This window comes from Enterobacter cloacae complex sp. SYL003, from assembly GCF_049236925.1.
GTDB classification, from domain to species: Bacteria; Pseudomonadota; Gammaproteobacteria; order Enterobacterales; family Enterobacteriaceae; genus Enterobacter; species Enterobacter intestinihominis.
Genome location: NZ_JBMKJK010000011.1, coordinates 49,144 through 71,587, shown reverse-complemented (window position 1 = coordinate 71,587; position 22,444 = coordinate 49,144). Strand labels below are relative to the sequence as shown.

General features: G+C 54.6%; 25 protein-coding genes. 6 read left to right on the top strand and 19 right to left on the bottom strand.

The window, feature by feature from the left end; translation table 11 throughout:
* Position 1 precedes the first annotated feature (1 nt).
* Entirely contained in the window at positions 2–886 is an 885-nt protein-coding gene (gene fdxH / locus ACOT1A_RS15235) for a formate dehydrogenase subunit beta (RefSeq protein ID WP_003857048.1), read from the top strand.
* On the top strand, positions 879–1,535 hold the full coding sequence (fdnI, locus tag ACOT1A_RS15230; RefSeq protein ID WP_003857050.1) for a formate dehydrogenase-N subunit gamma: 657 nt from the start codon (positions 879–881) through the stop codon (positions 1,533–1,535). The genes fdxH and fdnI overlap by 8 nt, the downstream gene beginning before the upstream one ends.
* Before the next feature lie 51 nt (positions 1,536–1,586).
* On the opposite strand, the gene ACOT1A_RS15225 is transcribed toward fdnI, so the two are convergent.
* The 3 genes from ACOT1A_RS15225 to ppk2 are packed head-to-tail and all read right to left on the bottom strand — an operon-like array spanning position 1,587 to position 3,018.
* Positions 1,587–1,910 (bottom strand): CcdB family protein, encoded by a 324-nt coding sequence (locus tag ACOT1A_RS15225; RefSeq protein WP_022648204.1) that lies wholly within the window; start codon positions 1,908–1,910, stop codon positions 1,587–1,589.
* Positions 1,910–2,203: a hypothetical protein gene (locus tag ACOT1A_RS15220; RefSeq protein ID WP_126514228.1), complete on the bottom strand. Its 294-nt coding sequence runs from the start codon at positions 2,201–2,203 to the stop codon at positions 1,910–1,912. Before ACOT1A_RS15220 ends, ACOT1A_RS15225 begins: the two co-directional genes overlap by 1 nt.
* Positions 2,200–3,018, bottom strand: a complete 819-nt coding sequence (gene ppk2, locus ACOT1A_RS15215; RefSeq protein WP_032671172.1) for a polyphosphate kinase 2 — start codon at positions 3,016–3,018, stop codon at positions 2,200–2,202. The genes ACOT1A_RS15220 and ppk2 overlap by 4 nt, the downstream gene beginning before the upstream one ends.
* 161 nt (positions 3,019–3,179) lie before the next feature.
* Between ppk2 and araJ the strand changes: the two genes are divergently transcribed.
* Positions 3,180–4,355, top strand: coding sequence for an MFS transporter AraJ (gene araJ / locus ACOT1A_RS15210; RefSeq protein WP_023306256.1), 1,176 nt, complete (start codon positions 3,180–3,182; stop codon positions 4,353–4,355).
* Between the two features lie 39 nt (positions 4,356–4,394).
* Here the strand turns inward: araJ and ACOT1A_RS15205 are convergent, their stop codons facing one another.
* Positions 4,395–5,597 (bottom strand): NAD(P)/FAD-dependent oxidoreductase, encoded by a 1,203-nt coding sequence (locus ACOT1A_RS15205; RefSeq protein ID WP_276170139.1) that lies wholly within the window; start codon positions 5,595–5,597, stop codon positions 4,395–4,397.
* 130 nt (positions 5,598–5,727) lie between these two features.
* On the opposite strand from ACOT1A_RS15205, the gene ACOT1A_RS15200 reads away from it, so the two are divergent.
* Positions 5,728–6,237 carry an RrF2 family transcriptional regulator gene (locus ACOT1A_RS15200; protein WP_022648200.1) on the top strand — a complete coding sequence of 170 codons (510 nt, stop codon included), beginning with the start codon at positions 5,728–5,730 and terminating at the stop codon, positions 6,235–6,237.
* Positions 6,238–6,276: 39 nt separating this feature from the next.
* On the opposite strand, the gene adhP is transcribed toward ACOT1A_RS15200, so the two are convergent.
* The 9 genes from adhP to ACOT1A_RS15155 form a co-directional block, all read right to left on the bottom strand.
* Positions 6,277–7,287 carry an alcohol dehydrogenase AdhP gene (gene adhP, locus ACOT1A_RS15195; RefSeq protein WP_154051299.1) on the bottom strand — a complete coding sequence of 337 codons (1,011 nt, stop codon included), beginning with the start codon at positions 7,285–7,287 and terminating at the stop codon, positions 6,277–6,279.
* Between the two features lie 205 nt (positions 7,288–7,492).
* Positions 7,493–9,202 carry an ABC-F family ATP-binding cassette domain-containing protein gene (locus ACOT1A_RS15190; RefSeq protein WP_023300168.1) on the bottom strand — a complete coding sequence of 570 codons (1,710 nt, stop codon included), beginning with the start codon at positions 9,200–9,202 and terminating at the stop codon, positions 7,493–7,495.
* A 586-nt stretch (positions 9,203–9,788) separates the two neighbouring features.
* Entirely contained in the window at positions 9,789–10,271 is a 483-nt protein-coding gene (locus ACOT1A_RS15185; RefSeq protein ID WP_022648196.1) for a DUF2778 domain-containing protein, read from the bottom strand.
* The gene (locus tag ACOT1A_RS15180) at positions 10,268–10,753 is read right to left on the bottom strand and encodes an Hcp family type VI secretion system effector (RefSeq protein ID WP_063148916.1); all 486 of its coding nucleotides are present in this window, start codon (positions 10,751–10,753) and stop codon (positions 10,268–10,270) included. Before ACOT1A_RS15180 ends, ACOT1A_RS15185 begins: the two co-directional genes overlap by 4 nt.
* A gap of 301 nt (positions 10,754–11,054) precedes the next feature.
* Positions 11,055–12,752, bottom strand: coding sequence for an NAD-dependent malic enzyme (locus ACOT1A_RS15175; protein ID WP_022648194.1), 1,698 nt, complete (start codon positions 12,750–12,752; stop codon positions 11,055–11,057).
* Between the two features lie 176 nt (positions 12,753–12,928).
* Entirely contained in the window at positions 12,929–13,066 is a 138-nt protein-coding gene (sra, locus tag ACOT1A_RS15170) for a stationary-phase-induced ribosome-associated protein (protein ID WP_023300167.1), read from the bottom strand.
* Between the two features lie 95 nt (positions 13,067–13,161).
* Positions 13,162–13,377, bottom strand: coding sequence for a biofilm-dependent modulation protein (bdm, locus tag ACOT1A_RS15165; protein WP_022648192.1), 216 nt, complete (start codon positions 13,375–13,377; stop codon positions 13,162–13,164).
* 141 nt (positions 13,378–13,518) lie between these two features.
* On the bottom strand, positions 13,519–14,040 hold the full coding sequence (locus ACOT1A_RS15160; RefSeq protein WP_023306248.1) for a VOC family protein: 522 nt from the start codon (positions 14,038–14,040) through the stop codon (positions 13,519–13,521).
* Between the two features lie 51 nt (positions 14,041–14,091).
* Positions 14,092–14,943: a Vmh family MBL fold metallo-hydrolase gene (locus ACOT1A_RS15155; RefSeq protein WP_276170138.1), complete on the bottom strand. Its 852-nt coding sequence runs from the start codon at positions 14,941–14,943 to the stop codon at positions 14,092–14,094.
* 111 nt (positions 14,944–15,054) lie between these two features.
* Between ACOT1A_RS15155 and ACOT1A_RS15150 the strand changes: the two genes are divergently transcribed.
* Positions 15,055–15,942: a LysR family transcriptional regulator gene (locus tag ACOT1A_RS15150; protein WP_072201089.1), complete on the top strand. Its 888-nt coding sequence runs from the start codon at positions 15,055–15,057 to the stop codon at positions 15,940–15,942.
* Positions 15,943–16,011: 69 nt separating this feature from the next.
* Complete coding sequence (locus ACOT1A_RS15145) at positions 16,012–16,440, top strand: OsmC family protein (protein ID WP_003857069.1); 429 nt, start codon at positions 16,012–16,014, stop codon at positions 16,438–16,440.
* Between the two features lie 30 nt (positions 16,441–16,470).
* Here the strand turns inward: ACOT1A_RS15145 and ACOT1A_RS15140 are convergent, their stop codons facing one another.
* The 6 genes from ACOT1A_RS15140 to ddpX are packed head-to-tail and all read right to left on the bottom strand — an operon-like array spanning position 16,471 to position 22,432.
* Entirely contained in the window at positions 16,471–17,397 is a 927-nt protein-coding gene (locus ACOT1A_RS15140; protein ID WP_154051295.1) for an oligopeptide/dipeptide ABC transporter ATP-binding protein, read from the bottom strand.
* Complete coding sequence (locus tag ACOT1A_RS15135; RefSeq protein ID WP_022648186.1) at positions 17,390–18,376, bottom strand: ABC transporter ATP-binding protein; 987 nt, start codon at positions 18,374–18,376, stop codon at positions 17,390–17,392. The genes ACOT1A_RS15140 and ACOT1A_RS15135 overlap by 8 nt, the downstream gene beginning before the upstream one ends.
* Positions 18,373–19,269: a D,D-dipeptide ABC transporter permease gene (gene ddpC / locus ACOT1A_RS15130; protein ID WP_022648185.1), complete on the bottom strand. Its 897-nt coding sequence runs from the start codon at positions 19,267–19,269 to the stop codon at positions 18,373–18,375. The genes ACOT1A_RS15135 and ddpC overlap by 4 nt, the downstream gene beginning before the upstream one ends.
* Positions 19,266–20,288, bottom strand: a complete 1,023-nt coding sequence (locus ACOT1A_RS15125; protein WP_003857077.1) for an ABC transporter permease — start codon at positions 20,286–20,288, stop codon at positions 19,266–19,268. The genes ddpC and ACOT1A_RS15125 overlap by 4 nt, the downstream gene beginning before the upstream one ends.
* 23 nt (positions 20,289–20,311) lie before the next feature.
* Positions 20,312–21,844: an ABC transporter substrate-binding protein gene (locus ACOT1A_RS15120; RefSeq protein ID WP_276170137.1), complete on the bottom strand. Its 1,533-nt coding sequence runs from the start codon at positions 21,842–21,844 to the stop codon at positions 20,312–20,314.
* Positions 21,845–21,859: 15 nt separating this feature from the next.
* The gene (gene ddpX, locus ACOT1A_RS15115) at positions 21,860–22,432 is read right to left on the bottom strand and encodes a D-alanyl-D-alanine dipeptidase (protein WP_276170136.1); all 573 of its coding nucleotides are present in this window, start codon (positions 22,430–22,432) and stop codon (positions 21,860–21,862) included.
* Between the last annotated feature and the right edge of the window lie 12 nt (positions 22,433–22,444).

Sequence of the window (22,444 nt, the reverse complement as noted above, 5' to 3'; positions counted from 1 at the left end):
AATGGCGATGGAAACACAAGACATTATTAAACGCTCCGCGACCAACCCGATAACGCCCGCGCCTCGCGCGCGGGACTACAAGGCAGAAGTCGCCAAGCTGATCGATGTCTCCTCCTGCGTGGGCTGTAAGGCCTGCCAGGTGGCCTGCTCGGAGTGGAACGATATCCGCGACGAGGTGGGGCACTGCGTTGGCGTTTACGATAACCCGGCTGATCTGAGCGCCAAGTCCTGGACGGTGATGCGCTTTAGCGAAACCGACCAGAACGGCAAGCTGGAGTGGCTAATCCGTAAAGACGGCTGTATGCACTGTGAAGATCCGGGCTGCCTGAAGGCATGCCCGTCTGCGGGTGCAATTATTCAGTACGCCAACGGGATCGTCGACTTCCAGCAGGATAACTGTATCGGCTGCGGCTACTGCATCGCAGGCTGTCCGTTTAATATCCCGCGCCTCAATAAAGAAGATAACCGGGTCTATAAATGCACGCTGTGTGTCGATCGCGTCAGCGTCGGACAGGAGCCTGCCTGCGTGAAGACCTGTCCTACCGGGGCTATCCACTTCGGCACCAAAAAAGAGATGCTGGAAGTGGCACAGCAGCGGGTGGATAAGCTCAAAGCGCGTGGCTATGACAAGGCCGGGATTTATAACCCGCAGGGCGTGGGCGGTACGCACGTCATGTATGTTCTGCACCACAATGACCAGCCGGAGCTGTATCACAATCTGCCGAAGGATCCGGCGATCGATACCTCAATCAACCTCTGGAAAGGGGCGCTTAAGCCGCTCTCAGCGGCGGGCTTTATCGCCACCTTTGCCGGGCTGATTTATCACTACATCGGTATCGGGCCGAATAAAGAGGTGGATGACGACGAGGAGGAGCATCATGAGTAAGTCGAAAATGATAGTGCGCACAAAATTTGTCGATCGCGCCTGTCACTGGACGGTGGTCATCTGCTTCTTCCTGGTGGCGGTATCCGGCATTTCGTTCTTCTTCCCGACGCTACAGTGGCTAACGGAAACCTTCGGGACACCGCAGATGGGGCGCATTCTGCATCCGTTCTTCGGCGTACTGATTTTCGTGGTGCTGATGTTTATGTTTGTACGTTTCGTTCATCACAACATCCCTGACAAGCAGGATATTCCGTGGCTAAAAGGGATTGTTGAGGTTCTGAAAGGCAACGAGCATAAAGTCGCGAAGGTGGGCAAATATAACGCCGGGCAGAAGATGATGTTCTGGACCATCATGAGCATGATTTTTGTGCTGCTGGTGACCGGGGTGATCATCTGGCGTCCGTATTTTGCGCACTATTTCCCGATTCAGGTAGTGCGTTATGCGCTGCTGATCCACGCGACCTCGGCCATTATTCTGATCCACGCCATTCTGATCCATATGTATATGGCATTCTGGGTGAAAGGATCGATCAAAGGCATGATTGAAGGGAAGGTGAGCCGCCGCTGGGCGCAGAAGCACCATCCGCGCTGGTACCGCGACGTTGAGCGTCTTGAAGCGCAAAAAGAGAGTTCGGAAGGGTTGAAGTAAACCTCGCGCCGTCGGCATTGTCCGGCGGCGCTGCGCTTGCGCGGCTTTTAGCTACGTATTGGTAATTAACGCATCAATTCCTGCAAGAACACTGCTTCTTGCACTGCGCAGATTACATACATAATCCTTATTATTAAGTTTTTTTGTCTCCACGTGTGTGATGTTGGCTGTATTAAGAAAATATGTCTGGAATTCAAGGTTCACCAGTGGCGTTGCAGCGTTTGAATATCCTCTTAAATGATTGTGATAGCTTAACGGGACAATAAGTCTCGTTGATAAGTCGTCATAATAATCGTGCTGAATAATCATAAAATAGGGTTGATATTCACACGTTCTGTTTGATGGATTGCGGTAAACGTCAAACTGAAAACACATCAAAGCCCTCCGAAATAAGGGTCATCCGATAATAACCCGGCTTTGGCCGTTAATTCATTCATTGCTTTAATAAATCCTTGATCCTGTTGACGCTGCCGCTTGAGCTCTCCTGCTGTAGAGAGTGGGCGAGGTCTATTCCCCGTAGGGCGCTCTGTCGTAGCACATCTTTCTGTGCGGTTCGGTTTCATGTTTTCTCCTTTGTTGGTGCGGTCATTATCAACCGCAGCCAACAAAAAACAATACTGTTTCCCCTGGTAATCTACATTATGCGAGCCGTCTTCCAGTAATATCAAAACCGCTCTGCAATATACCGGAAGGGATATTTTGTTGGCTTCACTTTGCCGATCTTGCGTTTCGGTAAATCCACCTTGTCAACGTGAATTTCTTTATAGGGGATCTGTGAAAGCAGATGCGAAATAATATTCAACCGAACCCGTTTTTTATCTTCTGAGCGCGCCACAAACCACGGCGCCCAGGCGGTGTCGGTCGCTTTAAACATCGCATCACGGGCGAGGGTATATTCATCCCACAGATTGAAAGATTTTATGTCCATTGGAGACAGCTTCCAGATCTTGCGACCATCATTAATGCGATCGCGCAGGCGGCGTTCCTGCTCTTTTGGCGTTACTTCAAGCCAGTATTTCAACAATATGATACCGGCATCGACCATCGCTTTTTCCATTACCGGCGTTCCATCAAGAAATTTTTCGGCCTGCTCTTCGGTACAGAAACCCATTACTCTTTCCACGCCTGCGCGGTTGTACCAGCTGCGGTCAAAAATGACGATTTCACCAGCAGAGGGCAGATGGGGAACGTAACGCTGAAAATAGAGCTGACTTTTTTCTTTATCGGTGGGGGCCGGTAATGCAACAACGCGAAACACCCGGGGGCTGACGCGTTCGGTGATGGCTTTGATGGCGCCGCCTTTACCCGCGCCGTCTCGCCCTTCAAAAACAATACAGACCTTTAACCCTTTGGCGACCACCCATTGCTGGAGCTTAACCAGTTCAACATGGAGGCGGCGAAGCTCTTGCTCGTACGCTTTGGTTTTGAGCGGCGCGTTTTTAACGACATCATCAACAACACGGGTTTTCTTCTTACTGACCATGGCGGGTCTCCCTATGGGGCCGGTCGCGGGATCGAGGCCGTACTAAGCGTGTAATCGGCCTGAATGAATGGATTAATGTGTCAGAAAGCTGATTTGAACTGGTTCACCATACAAGTTTAATCAATAATGCACGCTGCGTATTTTTTAACAGTGGTCGCGGTATGAAAAAAACAATTTTTTCGTTAGCACTGGCTACCTTTGGCCTGGGTATGGCTGAATTTGGCATCATGGGCGTGCTGACAGAACTGGCTCATGATACGGGCATTTCGATTCCCTCCGCCGGAAATATGATTTCGTTTTACGCTTTTGGCGTAGTGATCGGCGCGCCGATTGTGGCGCTGTTCTCCAGTAAATTTTCGCTGAAAACAACGCTGCTGTTTCTGGTGGCGATGTGCGTCGTCGGTAACGCGCTCTTTACCTTCTCTGACACCTACATAGGGCTGGCGGCGGGGCGCTTAATCTCTGGTTTCCCGCATGGCGCGATTTTCGGTGTGGGGGCGATAATCCTGTCAAAAATTGCGCCACCGGGTAAGGTGACGGTTGCTGTAGCAGGGATGATTGCCGGGATGACCGTTGCCAATTTGCTTGGCGTCCCGCTCGGGACGTGGCTGGGACATGAATTTAACTGGCGCTACACCTTCTTTTTGATTGCCGTCTTTGATGCGCTGGTGATCCTCTCTGTTCTGCTGTGGGTGCCAGACATTCACGACACGACAACCACCCGGCTGACAGAACAATTCCACTTCCTGAAAAAACCGGAACCGTGGCTAATTTTTGCCGCAACGATGTTTGGCAATGCCGGGGTGTTTGCCTGGTTTAGCTTCGTGAAGCCGTTTATGGTCAACGTGTCAGGCTTTTCCGAGGGCGTCATGACCGCGATCATGATGCTGATGGGGCTGGGCATGGTGCTGGGTAATGTCTTCAGCGGCAAGCTGTCGTCGCGCTTTAGCCCGCTGCGCATTGCTGCCACCACCGACATGGTGATTGTGGCTTCGCTGCTGTTACTGTTCGCGTTTGGCGAGCTTAAAACAGCTTCACTGGTAATGGGGTTCGTCTGCTGCGCCGGGCTGTTTGCGCTCTCTGCGCCGCTGCAAATACTGCTGCTGCAAAATGCGAAAGGCGGCGAGATGCTGGGCGCCGCAGGCGGGCAAATGGCGTTTAACCTCGGCAGCGCAATAGGCGCGTATTTCGGTGGAATGATGATTACGCTCGGCTTTAGCTGGAGCTATGTCACGCTTCCGGCAGCGATCTTATCCTTCTCAGCAATGACCTCTCTGTTGATGTACGGTTTTTTATGTGCCAAAAAGCGTCAGGCCAACGCAGGAGCGCTGGCCTGATTTCACGCTTTGCCCGCTGGTCGCGGGCACAGGAGGGGACTACACGAATTTCGCCAGCGGGTCAGCGGCGGCAAATGCGACTGCTTTGTCTGCTGCTGGCGGGTAAATCAGTTCGTTGGTGATGGCGACTTTGATCTTTTTGCCTTCCTCGCGCACGGATTTAACACGCTGTTCCCAGCCCTCGGTGTACACCGCGCCCCAGCCACCCAGATCCAGACAGGTGACGTAATTCACCTGACGGTAAGGGTACGGCTCCAGATTTAACAGGCTGGCAGCTGCGTTATGTCCGGCGAATTTCCCCAGCTGGATCGCGTGCTGGCAGGTCATCAGTGCCGTGTTGCCCGCATCGTCCGTTTTGGCGTGCGCCATATCACCCGTCGCGTAAACCTCCGGATGCGCAGGGACCTGCAACGTGTCGGTGACGATAAGGCGTCCCTGAGTGTCGCGTTCCCCGTCAATTTGCAGGCTGAGGGGGTTAGCTTCTACCCCTGCCGTCCACACTACAGTCGCGCTGGCAATGCGCTCTCCGTTTTTCAGCGTCACGCCGCTGGCATCAATAGCTTCAATTTCACTGTTTAAACGCCATTCAACGTCCAGAGCGTTGCTTGCTTCTTCAATGGTGTTACGCAGCGCCTCGCTGTAACGCCCGCCAATGGTTTCACCCCTTTCAACTACGATTACTTTAGTCTTTGTATTGGCGCCGAAGCGGGTGCGAAGACGAGCAGGGAGTTCCGTTGCCAGCTCAATGCCGGTAAAACCGCCGCCACACACGACCACGGTATTGCGTTCTGGGGTGGAGGGGCGCGAAACCAGCGAATCAAGATGTTGCTCGAACAGCCTGGCGGAGTCGAGTTGGTCGATATCAAATGCGTATTCAGTCAGACCGGCAATCGGCGGACGTTTAGTCTGGCTACCGGTTGCGAGGATCAGACGTTCCCAGTTGACTTCGGCAATGGCGCCGTTTGAATCGCGATACAAAACGGTTTTAGATGAGGTATCAATACGTTGTGCTTCGCCCGAAATAAAGGCAATACCCAGCTCAGCAAACAGTTCGGTCAGTGGCGCGACCATCGTCGACACGTTCTCTTCATAAAAACGTGGACGAACGCGCAGTTCCGGCACCGGGGCCAGCACGGCAATGCTGAGGCTATTATTACCTTCCAGAGCAGAAAGACGCGCGGCGCTGACCGCAGCCCACATACCGGAAAACCCACTACCCACAATTAAAATCTGCTTTTTCATACTCGATCCTTTTGTTCGTCAGGCTGTGTGTCTGACATAACTGCCACTATACTTGTCGGAGTTAACTGCGACAACTTCTTTCTGAGTTAAAATTCGTTATAATGCAGCGAACAATAACCCGGAGTGAGCCATGGCGTTTTACAGTTCTGGTGTGGAATATGGCATTCATAGCCTGATGTGTATGGTGGATGCAAAAGGCAATGAGCGTGAGATGAGCGTCCGGGAAATGGCGGCCTTGCAGGGCGTACCGTACGACTATCTTGGGAAGATTTTCACTCGTTTGTCACGCGCGGGGCTGGTTATCAGCACTGAAGGCAAGGGGGGAGGATTCCGGCTGGCGCGTCCGGCAGAGCTGATCAGCGTGCTGGACGTGGCGCACGCCATCGACGGCGATAAGAATATGTTCGAATGTCGGGAAGTGCGTCAGCGCCTGGCGGTATTTGATGAAACGCCACCGGCCTGGGTCTGTGACGGACCGTGCGGGGTGCGATCGGTTATGGACAGCGCGCAGCAGCGGATGGAAGAGGAGTTAGGGCGCCATACCATCCTGGATCTGGCGCGGAAGATGTATCGAAAAGCGCCGGACACGTTCCAGATCGAGGTTCAGGAATGGATTTCCGATCGCCGTTCGTCCACGTGAAAAGCCGGGCAGGGCAGAGCCGCTACCCGGCCACCGCGGTTAAGAACGTAAATCAATCACCATACGGCCACGGATCTGGCCCTGTTCCATCTCTTTAAAGATGGCGTTGATATCTTCCAGTGGGCGCAGCGTAACTTTCGGTTTCACCTTACCTTCAGCCGCAAACTGGAAGGCTTCGAGCAGATCCTGACGGGTACCCACCAGGGAACCCACTACCTGAATCCCATCCAGGACCAGACGTGGAATATCCAGGCTCATCGCTTCCGGCGGCAGGCCAACAGCCACCACGCGGCCACCGGCGCGAACTGCGTCAACGGCAGAGTTGAAGGCCGCTTTCGCTACCGCCGTCACCACCGCCGCATGTGCACCGCCGGTTTTCTCCTGAATCACTTTTGCCGCATCTTCACTGCGGGAGTTCACGGTTAAGTCTGCGCCCATGCTGGCAGCGAGCTTCAGCTGCTCGTCATTCACGTCAATGGCGATAACTTTCGCATTGAAGACATTTTTGGCGTATTGCAGCGCGAGGTTGCCCAGACCGCCCAGGCCATAGATCGCAATCCACTGGCCGGGTTTGATGTCAGAGACTTTTACCGCTTTGTAGGTGGTGACCCCGGCGCAGGTGATGCTGCTGGCCGCCGCAGAGTCCAGTCCGTCCGGAACTTTAACCGCGTAATCCGCGGTTACGATGCACTCTTCCGCCATGCCGCCGTCAACGGAGTAACCCGCGTTTTTCACGTCACGGCACAGCGTTTCGTTGCCGGTATTACAATATTCACAGTGGCCACAGCCTTCGAAGAACCACGCCACGCTTGCACGATCGCCTACTTTTAGCGACGTGACGCCAGGACCAATCTCTTTGACGATACCAATCCCTTCGTGGCCGAGGATCACCCCGGTTTTGTCGCCAAAATCGCCATTCTTAACATGGAGATCGGTATGGCAAACGCCACAGCACTCCATCTTCAGCAGCGCTTCACCATGTTTGAGCGCGCGTAAGGTTTTTTCTGTGACATTAACCTGATGATCCTGAGTGACAACAGCAGCCTTCATGTGTTTCTCCTTTTACTAATGAGTATCTGCATAGCAGGTGTAATACCCATTAAGGATTAATACTTTGGCGCTGTAATGCAAGGCAACCGCAACATAATGTCATCAATTAATTCAGTTTCAGATTAAGAATACGGTGATCCTCTAATAATCAGTAGGGGAAAACGCTAACGTAAAAAACCCGGCGTAACGACCGCCGGGTACAGATTTATAGTTGGGCTTCTATCTCCTCAATCTCTCTTCGCCATTGCGCCTGCAACTGCGGTTTTTGGTGTTTTGGCTTGCGCGCCAAATCCTCTTCCAGCAGCATTTCCAGGGCAACCAGGCGTTCGAGCAGATCGTCAGACGCTGAAGGTGGTGCCTTCGATGCAGTCTTCGACGCCTCAGGCACCACCGGACCGGTGCCCGCACGCAGGCGCTCAAACACCGCCTCCGCATCGTGCCATTCGTTAAGCCTGCCGTCCTCAATCAGCCAGTAGCGGTTACAGCTCTGGCTAATTAACTGACGATCGTGGCTCACCAGCAGCACTCCGCCTTCAAACTGTTGCAGTGTTTCCGCCAGCGCCTCTTTGCCTTCCATGTCCAGGTGGTTGGTTGGCTCATCCAGCATCAGAAGGCTATAGCGAGCAAGCGTCAGGCCGATGAACAGCAGGCGCGAACGTTCCCCACCGCTCAGCGTACTGACTTTTTGTCCGTGACGCGCCCACGGGAACCCGGCACTGATGAGGGCCATTTTACGGGTCTGCGGATCTGGCGCGAAAGGCTCCAGCGCGTCAAAGATTGTTGCCTCCTCCGAAAGCTGATTCAGCGTCTGATCGTAATAGCCTGGCGACACGCGAGGATGAAGTTTCAGGCCAGCCTCTGAAGGTTCACCTGAAAAATGCCGCCAGATAAGCTTCATCAGTGATGATTTGCCGCAGCCATTACGCCCGACGATAGCCACGCGATCGCCACTTCTAAGCCGCGCAATGTCGACGTGAAACAGCTCAGACAGGCCAGGCTCAGGCGCTACGCTTAGGTTTTCCATCTCCAGTAGCCGGTCTGCCCGCAGGGCGTCACCGCGCAGGGTTAATGTCCACGGACTGCCTGCGGTGAGCTCTGTCTGACTCTCCTTAAGCCGTTCGACCTGCTTTTCCATCTGTTTGGCTTTGCGGGCCAGATCTTCGTTATCGTAGACCTTGCCCCAGGTGGCCAGCCGTCTGGCACTGGCGGTTACGCGATCAATCTCCTTTTGCTCCGCCTTATGCCGCAGCGCATCACTTTCGTCTTTGGCTACGAGCGCCTGACGCGCGGCGGTGCAGGGAAGGGCGAAGTAGTGCAACATCTTATCGCGCAGGATCCAGCTGCCGTTGGTGACGGCATCCAATAGTTGCCTGTCGTGTGAGACCAGCACAAAGCTGCCGGACCAGTTCTGTAAAAACTGTTCCAGCCAGAGCAGGGTCGGCAAATCGAGGTGGTTACTCGGTTCGTCCAGCAGTAACAGATCTGGATCGCCGATCAGCGCCCGCGCCAGCAGGAGACGCGTGTGCTGCCCGCCGCTCAGCGTTGCCGACGTTAAGGCCATGTCCTGCGGTGTAAAGCCCATACCCGCCAGCAGCGTTTCAGCTTTCCAGTGCAGACTCTCGCGTTCAGTCGCGGGCAGTTGCGCCAGCACGGCATCCAGCATGGTCAGGGGATAAATGGCTTCTGGCAGGTGTTGCTCAACGCGCGCCATCAGACAGTATCCGGCCAATGCGACGGTTCCGGCAGCAGGGGAGTCTGTGCCGTCCAACACCTTCAGCAACGTACTTTTGCCGCAGCCGTTGTCGCCCAGCAGGCCAATACGGTCGCCTTTTTTCAGCGTAAAGGAGAGGGAGTCGAATAGCGTGCCAAACGCCGTATCAACACGTAAAGATTGTGCAGTGAGTAAAGTGCTCATTGTTGCTTACCCAAGAGTTACAGGCATGTTTATGCCTCGTCAAACATCGCTGACGATAACTCAGTAAGCCCGAGAGAAGGGATTTCAGGGGTTGGTGTCTTCGCTCAAGCGGAAGTTATCGCAGCACGATACCGATAACGCTTGAGCTGGTGCGATCACCAAATGTATGTGAAACATTGAAAATTTCACAGTACAGCATAATTGGCCTCCTTATAAGTTAAGTGATTATTAGTAACCATCACTATACAACATTTTCATAGAATGAACATACTACTGCGGCAAAAAGCGATATCTTCGGTTGCGGATACAGAACTAAGCGCGTGATGTGATAAAAGGAAGGGCAGCGTCGCTGCCCAGAATCATCTTTTTCGTATAAGCAAATACAGGGATAGCGTGATTACAGACGCAATGAATATGGCCATGCCGAAGAAAACATACAAAACAAAATCCATTATCCTTTCGTCGCCATATATTCCAAAAAGCTCCACAAAATCGTACTGCGTTTCTGGTGGAACAATCTTGTAGAGTGTGAACATTGATAGAAACACGGCTATACACCACAACAACACAAGGAATGCCGCCTTCATTAATAGACCTGCACAACGCCATGTGCAATCATGTAGTTTCCCAATTGCTGCCCTCCAGTTCGAAGTAAGGCTGATGCCAGAATCTTAAAATCGCTCTGACTATAAAGTGTAATACAACCCTTACTTATGCCAGATGGCCCGATAGGGTGTAACCGGAATTCACCTCGCCTTACGCCTTTCACAAAAGTCTCATCATTTATCAATCCGTCATCGCGATATAATGCAAACCATTCGTTCCGATTCGAACCGGTGAAAAATGCGTTAACACTATCCTTAGTTTGAGTATACCAACCCCCTAATCCACGTAAAAGTATGTAATAGCGACCAGGTGGGAGTGGGCCGATATCAGGTATATTTGCGCTTTCTGCACGGTTCGTCGCGTCACCATTCCCTGAAAATGCAGGAAAAAAGCCAACTCCGGGCACAGACAAAGTAGCGTACGTACCTCCGTTCAGGTGGAAAAAGCACTGTAGGAGATTCATGATCTGTCATTCCAGGAATCAGCAAAGATGATATTACCGTCACAGTGTCGCCATGTGATCTTCTCGTAACGGAGGGAAATATTTTCTAAATGATTATGTTTTTCCATTGCTGCATTTTTTACGTCATGCATCACCGGGCATATTGAGACCACTTTAACGTTCTCAAGGAACATGTTGAAGTATTCGACCTCTTGACCAGCATCATTGATTTTGTACCACTTAAACTCGGCACTTTTTAGCGTTTGGCCTTTTGCTACAGCCTTGTATAAGTAAGGGCTGGAACTGTCGAACTCCTTTTCAAAAACCAGAGCGCTATGCATGCGCGTACCCGTGATTTTTCCTGTCATATTATCTGTCGGTAGATGCAGTCCATGACCGAATCCTAATACTTCAATACTGCCCTCGCGATATTGCACATCAACCGCGCCTTTGATATCTGCGCCGCCGTCATCTTTCAGCCATAGATATGCTGGGATTGCCATTTCAAAACTCCTTTTTCAATAAATGAATTTAGTGATGCAAAACGTTACTAAACTCTTAAGAAAAACTATTTGTTAGGCAAGAAGTGTTATGTAAAATTTATATATTTTAAAAGAATATAGATTTTTGATTAGGTATGCATTTTTCAAATGATCGATCCTGCTGCATTTTTAAAGCCAAATTATCATGAGTGACTTTCAACAAAGCATTTATAGGCAGGATTAAGGGAATTAGAGGAAAAAGGGAGAAGGGACTTCACGTTCCCTCTCCCTTGTGAAGAGAGGGAACGTTCAAAACTCCGATTTAAATCGAAGTACGACGATAGCTACGGTATTCCGGCATCCAGAAGTTATCATCAATCGCCTGCTGCAATGCATCGGCAGAGGTTTTCACCGCGACGCCTTGCTGCTGCGCCATTTTGCCTACCGCGAAGGCAATTGCGCGGGACACTTTGTGAATGTCTTTCAGCTCCGGCAGTACCAGGCCTTCACCGTTATTCACCAGCGGAGAGTGACCTGCCAGCGTTTCGCTCGCGGACATAAGCATTTCGTCGGTGATGCGGGACGCGCCGGAGGCGATAACTCCCAGACCAATACCCGGGAAGATATAGGAGTTATTGCACTGCGCGATGGGGTAGAGTTTGTCCTTCCACACCACCGGATCAAACGGACTGCCGGTTGCGACCAGTGCCTTACCTTCGGTCCATGCGATGATGTCCTGCGGCGTTGCCTCCACGCGTGAAGTCGGGTTAGATAGCGGCATCACGATAGGGCGTTCGCAGTGCTTGTGCATCTCGCGAATAATCTCCTCCGTGAAGAGGCCGGTCTGCCCGGACACGCCGATCAGAATGTCCGGCTTCACGTTGCGCACCACGTCAAGAAGCGAGAGCACTTCGTTATCCGTATCCCAGTTTTTCAGGTTTTCGCGCTTCTGCACCAGTTTGGTCTGGAACGGGAGCAGGTTTGGCATGCCGTCGGTCAGCAGGCCAAAACGGTCCACCATAAAGACGCGGGAGCGGGCCAGCTCTTCGCTTAAGCCTTCGCGCTGGGTCTGGGCAATAATTTGCTCGGCGATGCCGCAGCCCGCGGAGCCTGCACCCAGGAAGACAATTTTCTGATAGCTGAGCTGGCTGCCTGCCGCACGGCTCGCAGCAATCAGCGTACCGACGGTCACTGCCGCAGTGCCCTGAATGTCATCGTTGAACGAGCAGATCTCATCGCGGTAGCGGTTCAGCAGCGGCATGGCGTTTTTCTGTGCGAAGTCTTCGAACTGCAACAGCACGTCAGGCCAGCGGTGCTTCACGGCCTGGATGAAATCATCCACAAACTGATAGTACTCGTCGTCGGTAATGCGCGGGTGACGCCAGCCCATGTACAGCGGATCGTTCAACAGTTGCTGGTTATTGGTCCCCACGTCAAGTACCACCGGCAGGGTGTAGGCCGGGCTGATCCCGCCGCAGGCGGTATACAGCGAGAGCTTACCGATGGGGATCCCCATCCCGCCAATGCCCTGGTCACCGAGGCCCAGAATACGTTCGCCATCGGTCACCACGATCACCTTGATGTTGTGGTTAGGCACGTTTTGCAGAATGTCATCCATGTTGTGACGGTTCTGATAAGAGATGAACACACCGCGGGAACGACGGTAGATCTCTGAGAAGCGTTCACACGCCGCGCCGACGGTGGGGGTGTAAATGACGGGCATCATCTCTTCAAGATGGTTCTGCACGAGGCGGTAGAAGAGGGTTTCGTTGGTGTCCTGAATATTACGCAGGTAGATGTGTTTATCGATTTCGGTTTTAAAGCCCTGATACTGGATCCAGGCACGTTCTGCCTGTTCTTCAATGGTTTCAACCACTTCAGGCAGCAGGCCCAGCAGGTTAAAGCTGCTGCGCTCTTCCATGCTAAAGGCGCTGCCTTTGTTCAGAAGGGGGAACTCCAGTAAAACCGGACCGGCGTAAGGAATATAAAGGGAACGATGTTTTTTCAGTTTGTTGTCCATGTCACTCACTCTTTTTAAGAAGATCCGTCCCTGACACTGCTGTTTGTCATCTTTCTGGCCTGTGCTACGGGGTGCGGTCGGTTGGTATTATAAAGGAGCTGAATATTAATTACCGCAACACATAAACAAAAACACCATCGGGATTACCGATGGTGTTGTGAATTTCGTGCCGGAACTTACTTGCCGGAAGGGCGTTTCCTGCCGGTGGCGTGGGTAACTTGCGTTTCGCTACCCTCCTCAATAACCACTTTACGCTGGTTAGAAAGCTTGTAGTTCAGTCCCAGAATATGGCGTGCCTGACGGTTCGATTTCATGTTAACTCCTCAATCCTGTTGATAGTTTTAAGGACAAGCTTGCTTACGCAAACGAAATGTAACCCCTTAGGTTGCAGATCCAGCATAGCAGGTTTTTACAGAGGTGCGTTTCGCCCACTAACCACATAGTTGATGGTTTGCTGGTAGATGTCACTGAGGATGTCATTGTCCGTGGCTTCCACCCACTTGGTCAGTTCCATCAAAATGTCATCTTCAGTAACAACACCGTGCTCGGCGTGAAGACCTTGTGCGATCGCGTTAACAAGTTCCGGTTGTGCTGCTGTGGTATGTGCCGGGTAATAAGTAAACATGCTGCCTCCGTGTCGTTGTCTGTTTAATGTTACGGCGTGCAAAATCGTAATTCACATTCAGATTGGCAAATATTTTTGCCGTTGTGGTTCAGATTCGTCCTGGAATTAAAAATAACATCTCCCGTAGCACAGAAATAAAACTCAGGGTTTCCAGCGGCGTAAATTCGTGGTTTTTTCATAAGGCATGGGCGTCGGCCAGGAGATCAATTCCACAATGCTGCCCCAGGGGGTTTGACCATAGCAGAAAGCATTGCCTTCACCTTGCTCATCCGGAAAGCTAAGCGGCTTCGGCGCGGTGAACATCTCGCCGCCGGCGGCGGTGAAAGCCGCGATGGCACTATCAAAATCATCAACATAAACAGCAAAATGCTGAAGTCCAAAGTCGCTGGCGCGAGCGGGCATTCCCTGTTCAGGGCCATGCATTTCGAAAAGTTCTATGCCGGGTCCGTGCGGCATAACAAGCATGCGAATGGCATGAATTTTAGTGCCGGGAAATAATTTTAAGGTGTGCTGCTGGGCGGGCTGATCGATATTATCGGTTTCTGCATCGACAGAATGATATAAAACCTGTGCGCCGAAAGCGCGTTCAAAAAATAGGGTGGCTTTTTCAATGTCGGGCACCGTAATACCGATATGGTCAATACCCCTTACTGATGATGTCATAGTAAACTCCTGCTATAAAAAATTTAAATATAGCAGGAGATAATCAGCTTATTACCACTTCATTTCGCCGGTATTCACTTTGGCACTCAGTTCCAGCGAACTGGCTTCCGCAAGGTTCGGCCACTGTTTTTTCATCGCGATGATGACGTCGGTAGACGCTTTATGTGTCGTGAGGGCCTGTTCAAACTGCTGTAGATAGCGACGGGTAAAGTCGATAGCGCCGGTACCCGCTGGCGGTGTCCCAAGGTAGTGGCCCGGAATAACGCGTTCGGGCTTAAGGGCAGCCATGCTATCCAGCGTCTGCTGCCACTTTTTACGGCTTTCCGGCGTTTGGGTATCCGCCGTCCAGACGTGAATGCCCCATGAGACGCCCGTGCCGCCGAGGATGGTTTTGGCGGATGGGATCCAGACGTACGCCGCATAGCTTTCAGGCTCTTCAATGCTTACTCTCTCACCGTCAATCATAAAGGTGGTTGAGGCAAGCACTTGCGGCACGTAGAGCTGCGTCGGCGCGCCATCTTTCATCTGTGGCCCCCAGAAGGCGAGCTTCGCGTCTTTTGTGGCCCTGATATGGTCCACCACCTGTTGCGTGGCGACAACTTTGGCATTAGGGAAGGCTTTCATCAGCGGTTGCAGGCCGAAATAGAAATCCGGATCGCCGGAAGTAATCACGATTTTGTTCAGCGTTTTACCGCTGTGGCGAATTTTTTCTACCAGCGCTTCGCCATCTTTCACGCTGAACTGGGCGTCAAACAGTACCGCCTCTTTCGGACCAGATACCAGCGTGGAAGAAACGGCAAAAATGCCTTTTTCCTGCGGGTTATACGTATCAACGGCCAACGGCGCGGCAAAGACGGCCGGAGTGAAAAGGGTTGTCAGCAAAGCAAGGCGGGCGATTGTCATGGTCAGGTCTCTGTTCTTCAGGAAAGTCTCTATTGTACGGATCTCTTCATTTGCCAGAATTCCTGAAACAGGAGATGCTTAGTTTCGTAGATCGAGCAAATGGAGGTCAAAATGGATCGCGTTATTGCCGCCCAGGTGTACAACCGCATCTGTGAGCTGGGGAGTTTAAGCGCGGCGGCGCGGGCGCTGGGGATCTCCCGTCCGATGGTGAGCCGTTATCTGGAGCAGATGGAGAAGTGGGCTGGGGCGCGGCTGGTTAACCGCTCCACCCGCAAGCTGACGCTGACGGCGGCGGGGGAGAAAGTCCTGCAAAAGACGCGCACGCTATCGCAAATTTCTCAGGAAATTGAAGATCAGTCAGTGAAGGATTTACCCTCAGGCACGCTTCGTGTCGCCTGCGCGCATTTTACCGCGATGCAGATTATCGCTCCGGTGCTGCCCGATCTGTTGCAGCGTTACCCTCAACTGCGCATTGAGCTGGATGTTAACAACCATCCGGTGAGCCTGGTGGGCGAGCGAATTGACGTGGCGATCCGCATTACCGATAACCCCGAACCGGGTATGATCGCTCGCCGGTTGGGAGAGTGTCGGTCCGTGCTTTGCGCTTCGCCGCACTACCTTGCAAGCCGGGGCGTTCCAGAGGAGCTGGAAGACTTAGCCCGGCACAACTGCCTGCATTACAGCTTTTTTGCCGGTCAGTCGTGGCGTTTTTTAACGCCGGCAGGGGAGCCGATCACGACGGCGGTCAGCGGCAATCTCAGCGCCAGCATCTCATCTCTGCTGATGGAGGCGGCGATAAATCACTGTGGTATTGCCATGCTGCCCGAGCGCGAGGCCGACGCGGCGCTACGGCAGGGAAGCCTGGTGCCGGTGCTCAGCGCCTATACGCCAAAACCGATCGGCATTTTTGGTATTTATCAGTCGCGAGACTATCAGCCTGCGGCGCAGCGTGTGTTCCTCGACGCGCTGGCAAACCACCTTGCCACGCGATCGGACTAGTCTGTCTTCCCTGCAAAATAGATTATGCGTCCTATACTTATCCCTTTGTAAGCCAAAAGGAGAGCAAGAATGACGATTCATAAGCACGGTTCAGCACACTGGTCTGGCGACATCAAACGCGGCAAAGGGACGGTATCGACCGAAAGTGGCGTCCTTAACCAGCAACCTTACGGCTTTAACACCCGCTTCGAGGGCGAGAAAGGGACTAACCCGGAAGAGCTGATTGGCGCAGCGCACGCGGCCTGTTTCTCTATGGCCCTGTCGCTAATGCTGGGCGAAGCGGGTTATACCGCCGATTCCATCGATACCACGGCGGATGTCTCGCTGGATAAAACCGACAGCGGTTTTGCCATCAGCAAAGTCGCGCTGCAAAGCAAGGTGACGGTACCGGGTATCGATCCGCAGCAGTTCGACGGCATTATCCAGAAAGCCAAGGCCGGTTGCCCGGTCTCGCAGCTGTTGAAAGCGGAAATCACGCTGGATTACAAACTGAACTGATATCGGGCCGGGCGCATGCCCGGCTCATTTTTAACGGTTACGCCAGCAGCGCACGTTTCGGCTTGCGGAAGAGGGCTGGAGTTGTTGCGGCTGTTCACATCCCTGCGTCGCCAGCGAACAGCGGTCGCGGAAATAGCACCCAACGGGCAGGTGGCGATTACCGGGAAGATCGGTTTTTCGCAACGCAAGATCCTCATCCAGCGGTTCTCCGGTCCGGGGAACGGAGTCAAGCAGTAGCTGCGTATACGGATGGCGCGGCTGACCCAGCACCTGGTCCGTCGGCCCCAGTTCCACGATTTGCCCCAGATACATTACCGCCACCCGGTCGCTCATGTGCCGGACCACCGAGACGTTGTGCGAGATCAGCACGTAGGTCAGATTTCGCTGCTGTTGCAGGGCAACCAGCAAATTGAGGATCTGTGCCTGGACGGAAATATCCAGCGCGCTGGTGGGTTCATCCAGCACGATGATGTCCGGATCCGAAGAGAGCGCCCGGGCAATAGCGATTCGCTGGCGCTGTCCGCCCGAAAACGCATGCGGCAGGCGGTCAAGATATTCCGCTCGAATCCCAACCTGCTGCGCCAGCGTTTCAGCCAACTGACGACGCTCCCGTTCGCCGCGACGTTGCTGTATCCACACCGGCTCGGTGATGGTGCGCCAGACGGGTAAACGCGGATCGAGGGACGAGAGCGGGTCCTGAAATACCATCTGCATACCACCCGCCGCATTCGCGCGCTGACAGGCACCGGTACTCGGTTTGAGCATGCCCATCAGCAGCTGCGCCAGCGTGCTCTTTCCACAGCCGGATTCCCCCACAACGCCCAGCGTTTCGCCGCGATGGATCCGGAGATCCATGCCGTTAAGGGCGTGTACCTGTTCCGTCACGCGCCCCAGCCAGTTTTTGCGCGCAGGAAAATTCACATGCACGCTATCCAGTTCCAGCAGTACCTCAGACATGGCGTCTCTCCTGTTGTGGGTACCAGCAGGCAGCCTGCTGGCCTTCTGCGCCCGTGGAAATTAAGCGCGGCGTTTCGCTGCATTTCGCCCCGGCAGCAAAACAGCGTTCGCGAAAAGCACATCCGCGCGGGAGGTGGCTGAGGTTAGGTACCGTGCCGGGAATGGCCGGGAGGATCTCGCGCGGTTCACCATTTTCCGGGGCACACCGCAGCAGGCCAATCGAATAGGGGTGCACAGGATGGTGGATCAAGGTCTGCGTGCTGCCGCTTTCGATCACGCTGCCCGCGTACATAACGTACATCCGGTCACAAAGCTGCGACACCACCGCCATATCGTGACTGATAAACAGCACCGACGTTCCGCTGGCGCGCGCTTTATGTTTCAGCAGACGCAGCACCTGAAGCTGGACGGTCACATCCAGCGCGGTAGTGGGTTCATCAGCGATGATCAGCTCCGGCTCGCAGGAGAAGGCAAGGGCGATCATTACCCGCTGGCGCATACCGCCGGAAAGCTCAAACGGATAGCGATCCATTACCTGCGCCGCATCCGGGATTTGCATTTCGCCCAGCAGGGAGATCGCCTTCTGCCGCGCGTCGCGGCGGGAAAGCGACTGATGCTGGCGGATCACCTCCACCATCTGCCTGCCAATCCGGCGCGTGGGGTTAAGCGCCGTCATCGGCTCCTGAAAAATCATCGCCACCCTGGCGCCGCGCCACTGACGAAGCTGTTTTTCCGACGCGTTCAGCACATCTTCCCCGAGCAGCGTGACACGGCCATGGTGAACATGGTAACTGCCTTCCGGCAGCAGGCGCATCGCCAGCATCGCGGTGACCGATTTTCCCGAGCCGGATTCGCCCACCACGCCGACAATTTCACCCCGGCCAATCTCCAGCGAGACGTGGTTGAGCGCGTGGACGTCACCGCGAAAAATGGGGAAGCTCAGGTGCAAATCTTCAATCGATAATACGGAATCACTCATGACTGCTTCCCTCCTGATTTGGGATCCAGCAGGTCGCGAAGACCATCGCCAAACAGATTAAACCCAACTGCCGTGATCAGAATTGCCGCCCCCGGAAACGCGCAGTACCACCACTGGTCAAGCACGTAGTTACGCCCCACGGCCACCATCGCGCCCCATTCGGCGGTGGGCTGCTGCGCGCCTAATCCAATAAAGCCCAGCGTGGCGGCCATCAGAATGGCGCTGCCGATATCCAGCGACGCTTGTACGATCAGCGGCGGCAGGGCGTTACGCAGGATATGCCAGCTGATCAGGTGCCAGCGCGATGCGCCAAAGGTGCGGGCGGCCAGCACGTAGGTGAACTGGCGCACCACCAGCGTTTGCCCGCGTGCCAGCCGCACGTAAAACGGAATGCGTACAATCGCAATCGCCAGCATCGCGTTAAACAGGCTTGGGCCGAGCGCGGCGGCCAGGGCCATCGTCAGCACCAGCGAGGGGATGGAGAGCATAATGTCCATGATGCGCATAATGATGGCGTCGCCGCGCCCGCCAAGTACGCCGGACAAACAGCCGAGCAGCGAACCGATGCCGCCCGCAATCACCACCACCGCCAGCCCCGCTGTGATGGACTGCTGGCTGCCCACCAGCACGCGGCTGAACAGATCCCGGCCCACCTCATCGGTGCCAAACCAGTGCTGGGCTGACGGTGCCTGCAAGCGCGCGGTCAGATCCAGCGCGTTCGGATCGTGCGGGACTATCCACGGCGAGACCACCATCATCAGCAGCATCACGATCATAATGACCCCGCCGATCAGCGTGAGCGGGCTTTTGCGTAACATCCAGAACAGCTTTGCCCAGTTGATGCGCTGTTTAGCGGTGCTAACAGGGACGGGCGTTTCCTGAGTTAACATCATTCGGCACCTCCGCGCCCGATTCGCGGGTCGATCCACAGGTACAGCAGATCCACCACCAGATTAACGAAGACATAGGCCAGCGATACCACGACCGCGAAGCCCATGACGGCGGGGAAGTCCAGCGCCTGAATGGAGGTCACCACCCAGGCCCCCATTCCCGGCCAGGCAAACACGGTTTCGGTAAGCACCGCCCCGTACAGCAGATCGCCCAGCGCCAGCCCGAGCACGGTAATGGAGGGGATCATGGCGTTGGGTAAGGCGTAGCGCAGGACGATGTACCAGCCCGGCAACCCGCTCGCGCGGGCGGTACGAATATAATCCTCGCTCAGTTGCTCCAGCATCGCGGAACGCACCTGACGCGCCACAATACCCAGATGCACGAAGGCCAGGGTCAGGGAGGGTAAAATCAGGTGCTGCAGGGCGTTGAAAAACACCTCGCCGTTGCCTTCCAGCAGAGCGTCCAGCAGATAAAAACCGGTAACGTGGGCGGGCGGATCGAGCCAGTCGTCCAGCCTGCCGCCGCCGGGCAGAATTTGCAGTTGCCCGTAGAACAGAACGATAACTCCCAGTCCCAGCCAGAAGGCAGGCGTCGAGATGCCCGTCATCGCCATCAGTCGCACCAGGTGATCCAGCCAGCGGTTACGGTACACCGCCGATAAAATGCCCAGCGGCACGCCAATCACCAGCGCCAGCAGCAGGGAGCAAAAGGCAAGCTCCAGCGTAGCGGGGAAAAAAGCTTTCAAATCTTCCGCAACGGGGCGACCGGTGCGAATAGACGTGCCCAGATCGCCATGTGCCAGCGCCTCAACGTAGCGGCCAAACTGAATATAGAGTGGTTGATCCAGCCCCAGCTGCTGGCGGATGCCCTGCACGATTTCATCGCTGGCGCGATCACCGGCCAGCAGGCGGGCCGGATCGCCGGGGATCAGGTGTGAAATAATAAAAGTAATAATACAGACACCGGCCACCACCAGGATTAACCCCCAGCAGCGCTGGCGCACAATGCTCCAGAACGTCATACACTTCCCCCCGGCGTGGGCCGTTACTTACTCATGGTGGCGATGTTAAAGACCTGCTCAAGCATCGGATTAAAGGTGAAGCCTTTGACCTCTTTGTTCATCGCCAGCTGGTAGTTCTTCTGGAACAGATAAACGTAAGCCGCCTCGTCAATCACCACTTTCTGCGCCTGCTGGTAATCTTTGGTGCGTTCCGCCTGATCGGTGGTTTTCAGTGCCGCCTGCAATAATGCATCGACCTCTTTGTTCTCATAGAATGAGCGGTTCCCCGGCAGCCCTTTTTTGTCCGATTCGAACCAGTAGTTCATGAACATGTACGGGTCAGCGAAGTCCGGGCTCCAGTTACCAATCGCAATGTCATAATCACCTTTGCCGACGCGGTCGCGCATGGTGGCGTTCGCCAGTTTCTCGAGCTTGACGTTAATCCCCAGCTTGCCCAGGCTCGCCTGCGTGGAGAGGGCGATAGGCTCCCAGTTCGGGTCGTTATCGGAGTAGAGGAACGTCAGGCTGGCAGGTTTATCTTTGACTTTCTCCAGCGCCGCTTTGGCTTTGGCCTCGTCAAAGCTGTACTGCATGGCGTTCGCATCGAAGCCCCACATGCCCTCCGGGATCGGGCCGCGCATCTGCTTGCCGTTCCCGCTGAGAATGCCTTTCACCATCCCCTGGTAATCGGTCGCCCAGGAGACCGCGCGGCGCAAATCCACCTGATTCATTGGAGGCTTACTGTTGTTCAGATAGAGGTAGGTCACCCGCAGGGACGGGTATTCCGCCACGGCCACTTTGCCTTCCTGCTTCAGAGCAGCAAGCTGATCCACCGGCAGGGCGTCGGCGATATCCAGATCGCCACGGGAAAGTTGCAGGCGACGCGAGGCGCTTTCACCGATAATCTTCACCGAGACGCGCTTAAAGTGCGGCTTATCACCTGGCCAGTGTGGGTTGGGCACCATCACCAGCTGTTGACCTTTCCGCCAGCTTTTCAGCATAAACGGTCCGGAACCCGCGGTGTTTTGCGCCAGGAAACCGCGTGCGTCGTCGGCGGCATTGGCCTTCAGCACCGCCGGGTTGATGATCGACGCGCCGTCATTGGCCAGCGTGTAGAGGAACGGGGCAAACGGCTGGCTGAGGGTGAATTTCACCGTATGCTCATCCACTGCGTCCACTTTCAAATCTTTCGGGAACGCTTCGGAAGGTCCCTGGTTGATTTTAAGCAGACGTTCAAACGACAGCTTGACCGCTTCGGCGGTCACCGGCGTGCCGTCGGCGAATTTTGCATTATCTGCCAGGGTGAACGTCCACACTTTCTGGTCGTCTGACGCCTTCCAGCCCGTCGACAGATCGCCTTCCACCTCCGTGGTGCCAGGCTTGTATTTCACCAGACGCTGGTACGAGGGGTAGGTCACCGTCCAGTCGTTGTTATCGATAGTGACCGCCGGATCCAGCGTTTGCGGATCGGCAGCTTTCCCTATCACCAGCATATCTTTTGGCACCGCCGCCAGAGCGGGAAGGGTGCTCAGGGCGAGCGTAGCGGCAATCAGGGTTGTAAGCAGCGTTGTTTTCATGGCCGGGCTCCAGAATTACAGTGAGTGTGTGGTCGGATAACAGGCGAACTGGTCATCTAACAGCGGATAGCTGGCGGCGTTCGGCAGCTCGAAATGCCACCACTCGCTGCTGATGCCCACAAAACCGCCGCCGTACATCACGGCGTTCAGGAGCAGACGATTTCGCTGCGCCTCGGGCGGAACGGAAGGGTGCCAGGCATGAGAACGGTCGTGCATTTCGTCAAACCCGGCGCCCATATCCAGCACGTTGTCGTGTTCATCCATCAGCGTGACGTCAATGGCAGTGCCCCGGCTGTGGTTCGAGCCAATCGCGACATCCACCACGTATTCCGGATTGGGGCAGGCATCCCACAGTTGCGCCTGTGCCTGCTGGGGGCGATAGGCGTCGTAGACCACCAGCTTCAGACCGGCCAGCGCGGCGATACTGATCGATTTCGCCAGCGCGGTGGCGGCATCCGTGTGCAGCAGGCACGCGGCGTGCTGATAGATCGGGTGGCCGGTAATGTTATCGGCGGTCGCGTATTTCAGATCGATATGCAGCGTGGGAAAAGTTTTCGCCACATCAATCAGTTGACTCTCTTCAGGCATAGCTCCGCTCCT

Bases quoted from the DNA above. Each gene is read 5' to 3' on its own strand.
- ppk2 (WP_032671172.1), bottom strand. From the start codon at position 3,018: ATGGTCAGTAAGAAGAAAACCCGTGTTGTTGATGATGTCGTTAAAAAC.
- ACOT1A_RS15145 (WP_003857069.1), top strand. From the start codon at position 16,012: ATGACGATTCATAAGCACGGTTCAGCACACTGGTCTGGCGACATCAAA.
- fdxH (WP_003857048.1), top strand. From the start codon at position 2: ATGGCGATGGAAACACAAGACATTATTAAACGCTCCGCGACCAACCCG.
- ACOT1A_RS15225 (WP_022648204.1), bottom strand. From the start codon at position 1,910: ATGTGTTTTCAGTTTGACGTTTACCGCAATCCATCAAACAGAACGTGT.
- ACOT1A_RS15175 (WP_022648194.1), bottom strand. From the start codon at position 12,752: ATGGACAACAAACTGAAAAAACATCGTTCCCTTTATATTCCTTACGCC.
- ACOT1A_RS15190 (WP_023300168.1), bottom strand. From the start codon at position 9,202: ATGAGCACTTTACTCACTGCACAATCTTTACGTGTTGATACGGCGTTT.
- ACOT1A_RS15160 (WP_023306248.1), bottom strand. From the start codon at position 14,040: ATGACATCATCAGTAAGGGGTATTGACCATATCGGTATTACGGTGCCC.
- bdm (WP_022648192.1), bottom strand. From the start codon at position 13,377: ATGTTTACTTATTACCCGGCACATACCACAGCAGCACAACCGGAACTT.
- ddpC (WP_022648185.1), bottom strand. From the start codon at position 19,269: ATGATGTTAACTCAGGAAACGCCCGTCCCTGTTAGCACCGCTAAACAG.
- ACOT1A_RS15155 (WP_276170138.1), bottom strand. From the start codon at position 14,943: ATGACAATCGCCCGCCTTGCTTTGCTGACAACCCTTTTCACTCCGGCC.
- fdnI (WP_003857050.1), top strand. From the start codon at position 879: ATGAGTAAGTCGAAAATGATAGTGCGCACAAAATTTGTCGATCGCGCC.
- ACOT1A_RS15120 (WP_276170137.1), bottom strand. From the start codon at position 21,844: ATGAAAACAACGCTGCTTACAACCCTGATTGCCGCTACGCTCGCCCTG.
- ddpX (WP_276170136.1), bottom strand. From the start codon at position 22,432: ATGCCTGAAGAGAGTCAACTGATTGATGTGGCGAAAACTTTTCCCACG.
- ACOT1A_RS15185 (WP_022648196.1), bottom strand. From the start codon at position 10,271: ATGAATCTCCTACAGTGCTTTTTCCACCTGAACGGAGGTACGTACGCT.
- sra (WP_023300167.1), bottom strand. From the start codon at position 13,066: ATGAAATCGAACCGTCAGGCACGCCATATTCTGGGACTGAACTACAAG.
- ACOT1A_RS15125 (WP_003857077.1), bottom strand. From the start codon at position 20,288: ATGACGTTCTGGAGCATTGTGCGCCAGCGCTGCTGGGGGTTAATCCTG.
- ACOT1A_RS15150 (WP_072201089.1), top strand. From the start codon at position 15,055: ATGGATCGCGTTATTGCCGCCCAGGTGTACAACCGCATCTGTGAGCTG.
- ACOT1A_RS15135 (WP_022648186.1), bottom strand. From the start codon at position 18,376: ATGAGTGATTCCGTATTATCGATTGAAGATTTGCACCTGAGCTTCCCC.
- ACOT1A_RS15140 (WP_154051295.1), bottom strand. From the start codon at position 17,397: ATGTCTGAGGTACTGCTGGAACTGGATAGCGTGCATGTGAATTTTCCT.
- adhP (WP_154051299.1), bottom strand. From the start codon at position 7,287: ATGAAGGCTGCTGTTGTCACTCAGGATCATCAGGTTAATGTCACAGAA.
- ACOT1A_RS15200 (WP_022648200.1), top strand. From the start codon at position 5,728: ATGGCGTTTTACAGTTCTGGTGTGGAATATGGCATTCATAGCCTGATG.
- araJ (WP_023306256.1), top strand. From the start codon at position 3,180: ATGAAAAAAACAATTTTTTCGTTAGCACTGGCTACCTTTGGCCTGGGT.
- ACOT1A_RS15180 (WP_063148916.1), bottom strand. From the start codon at position 10,753: ATGGCAATCCCAGCATATCTATGGCTGAAAGATGACGGCGGCGCAGAT.
- ACOT1A_RS15205 (WP_276170139.1), bottom strand. From the start codon at position 5,597: ATGAAAAAGCAGATTTTAATTGTGGGTAGTGGGTTTTCCGGTATGTGG.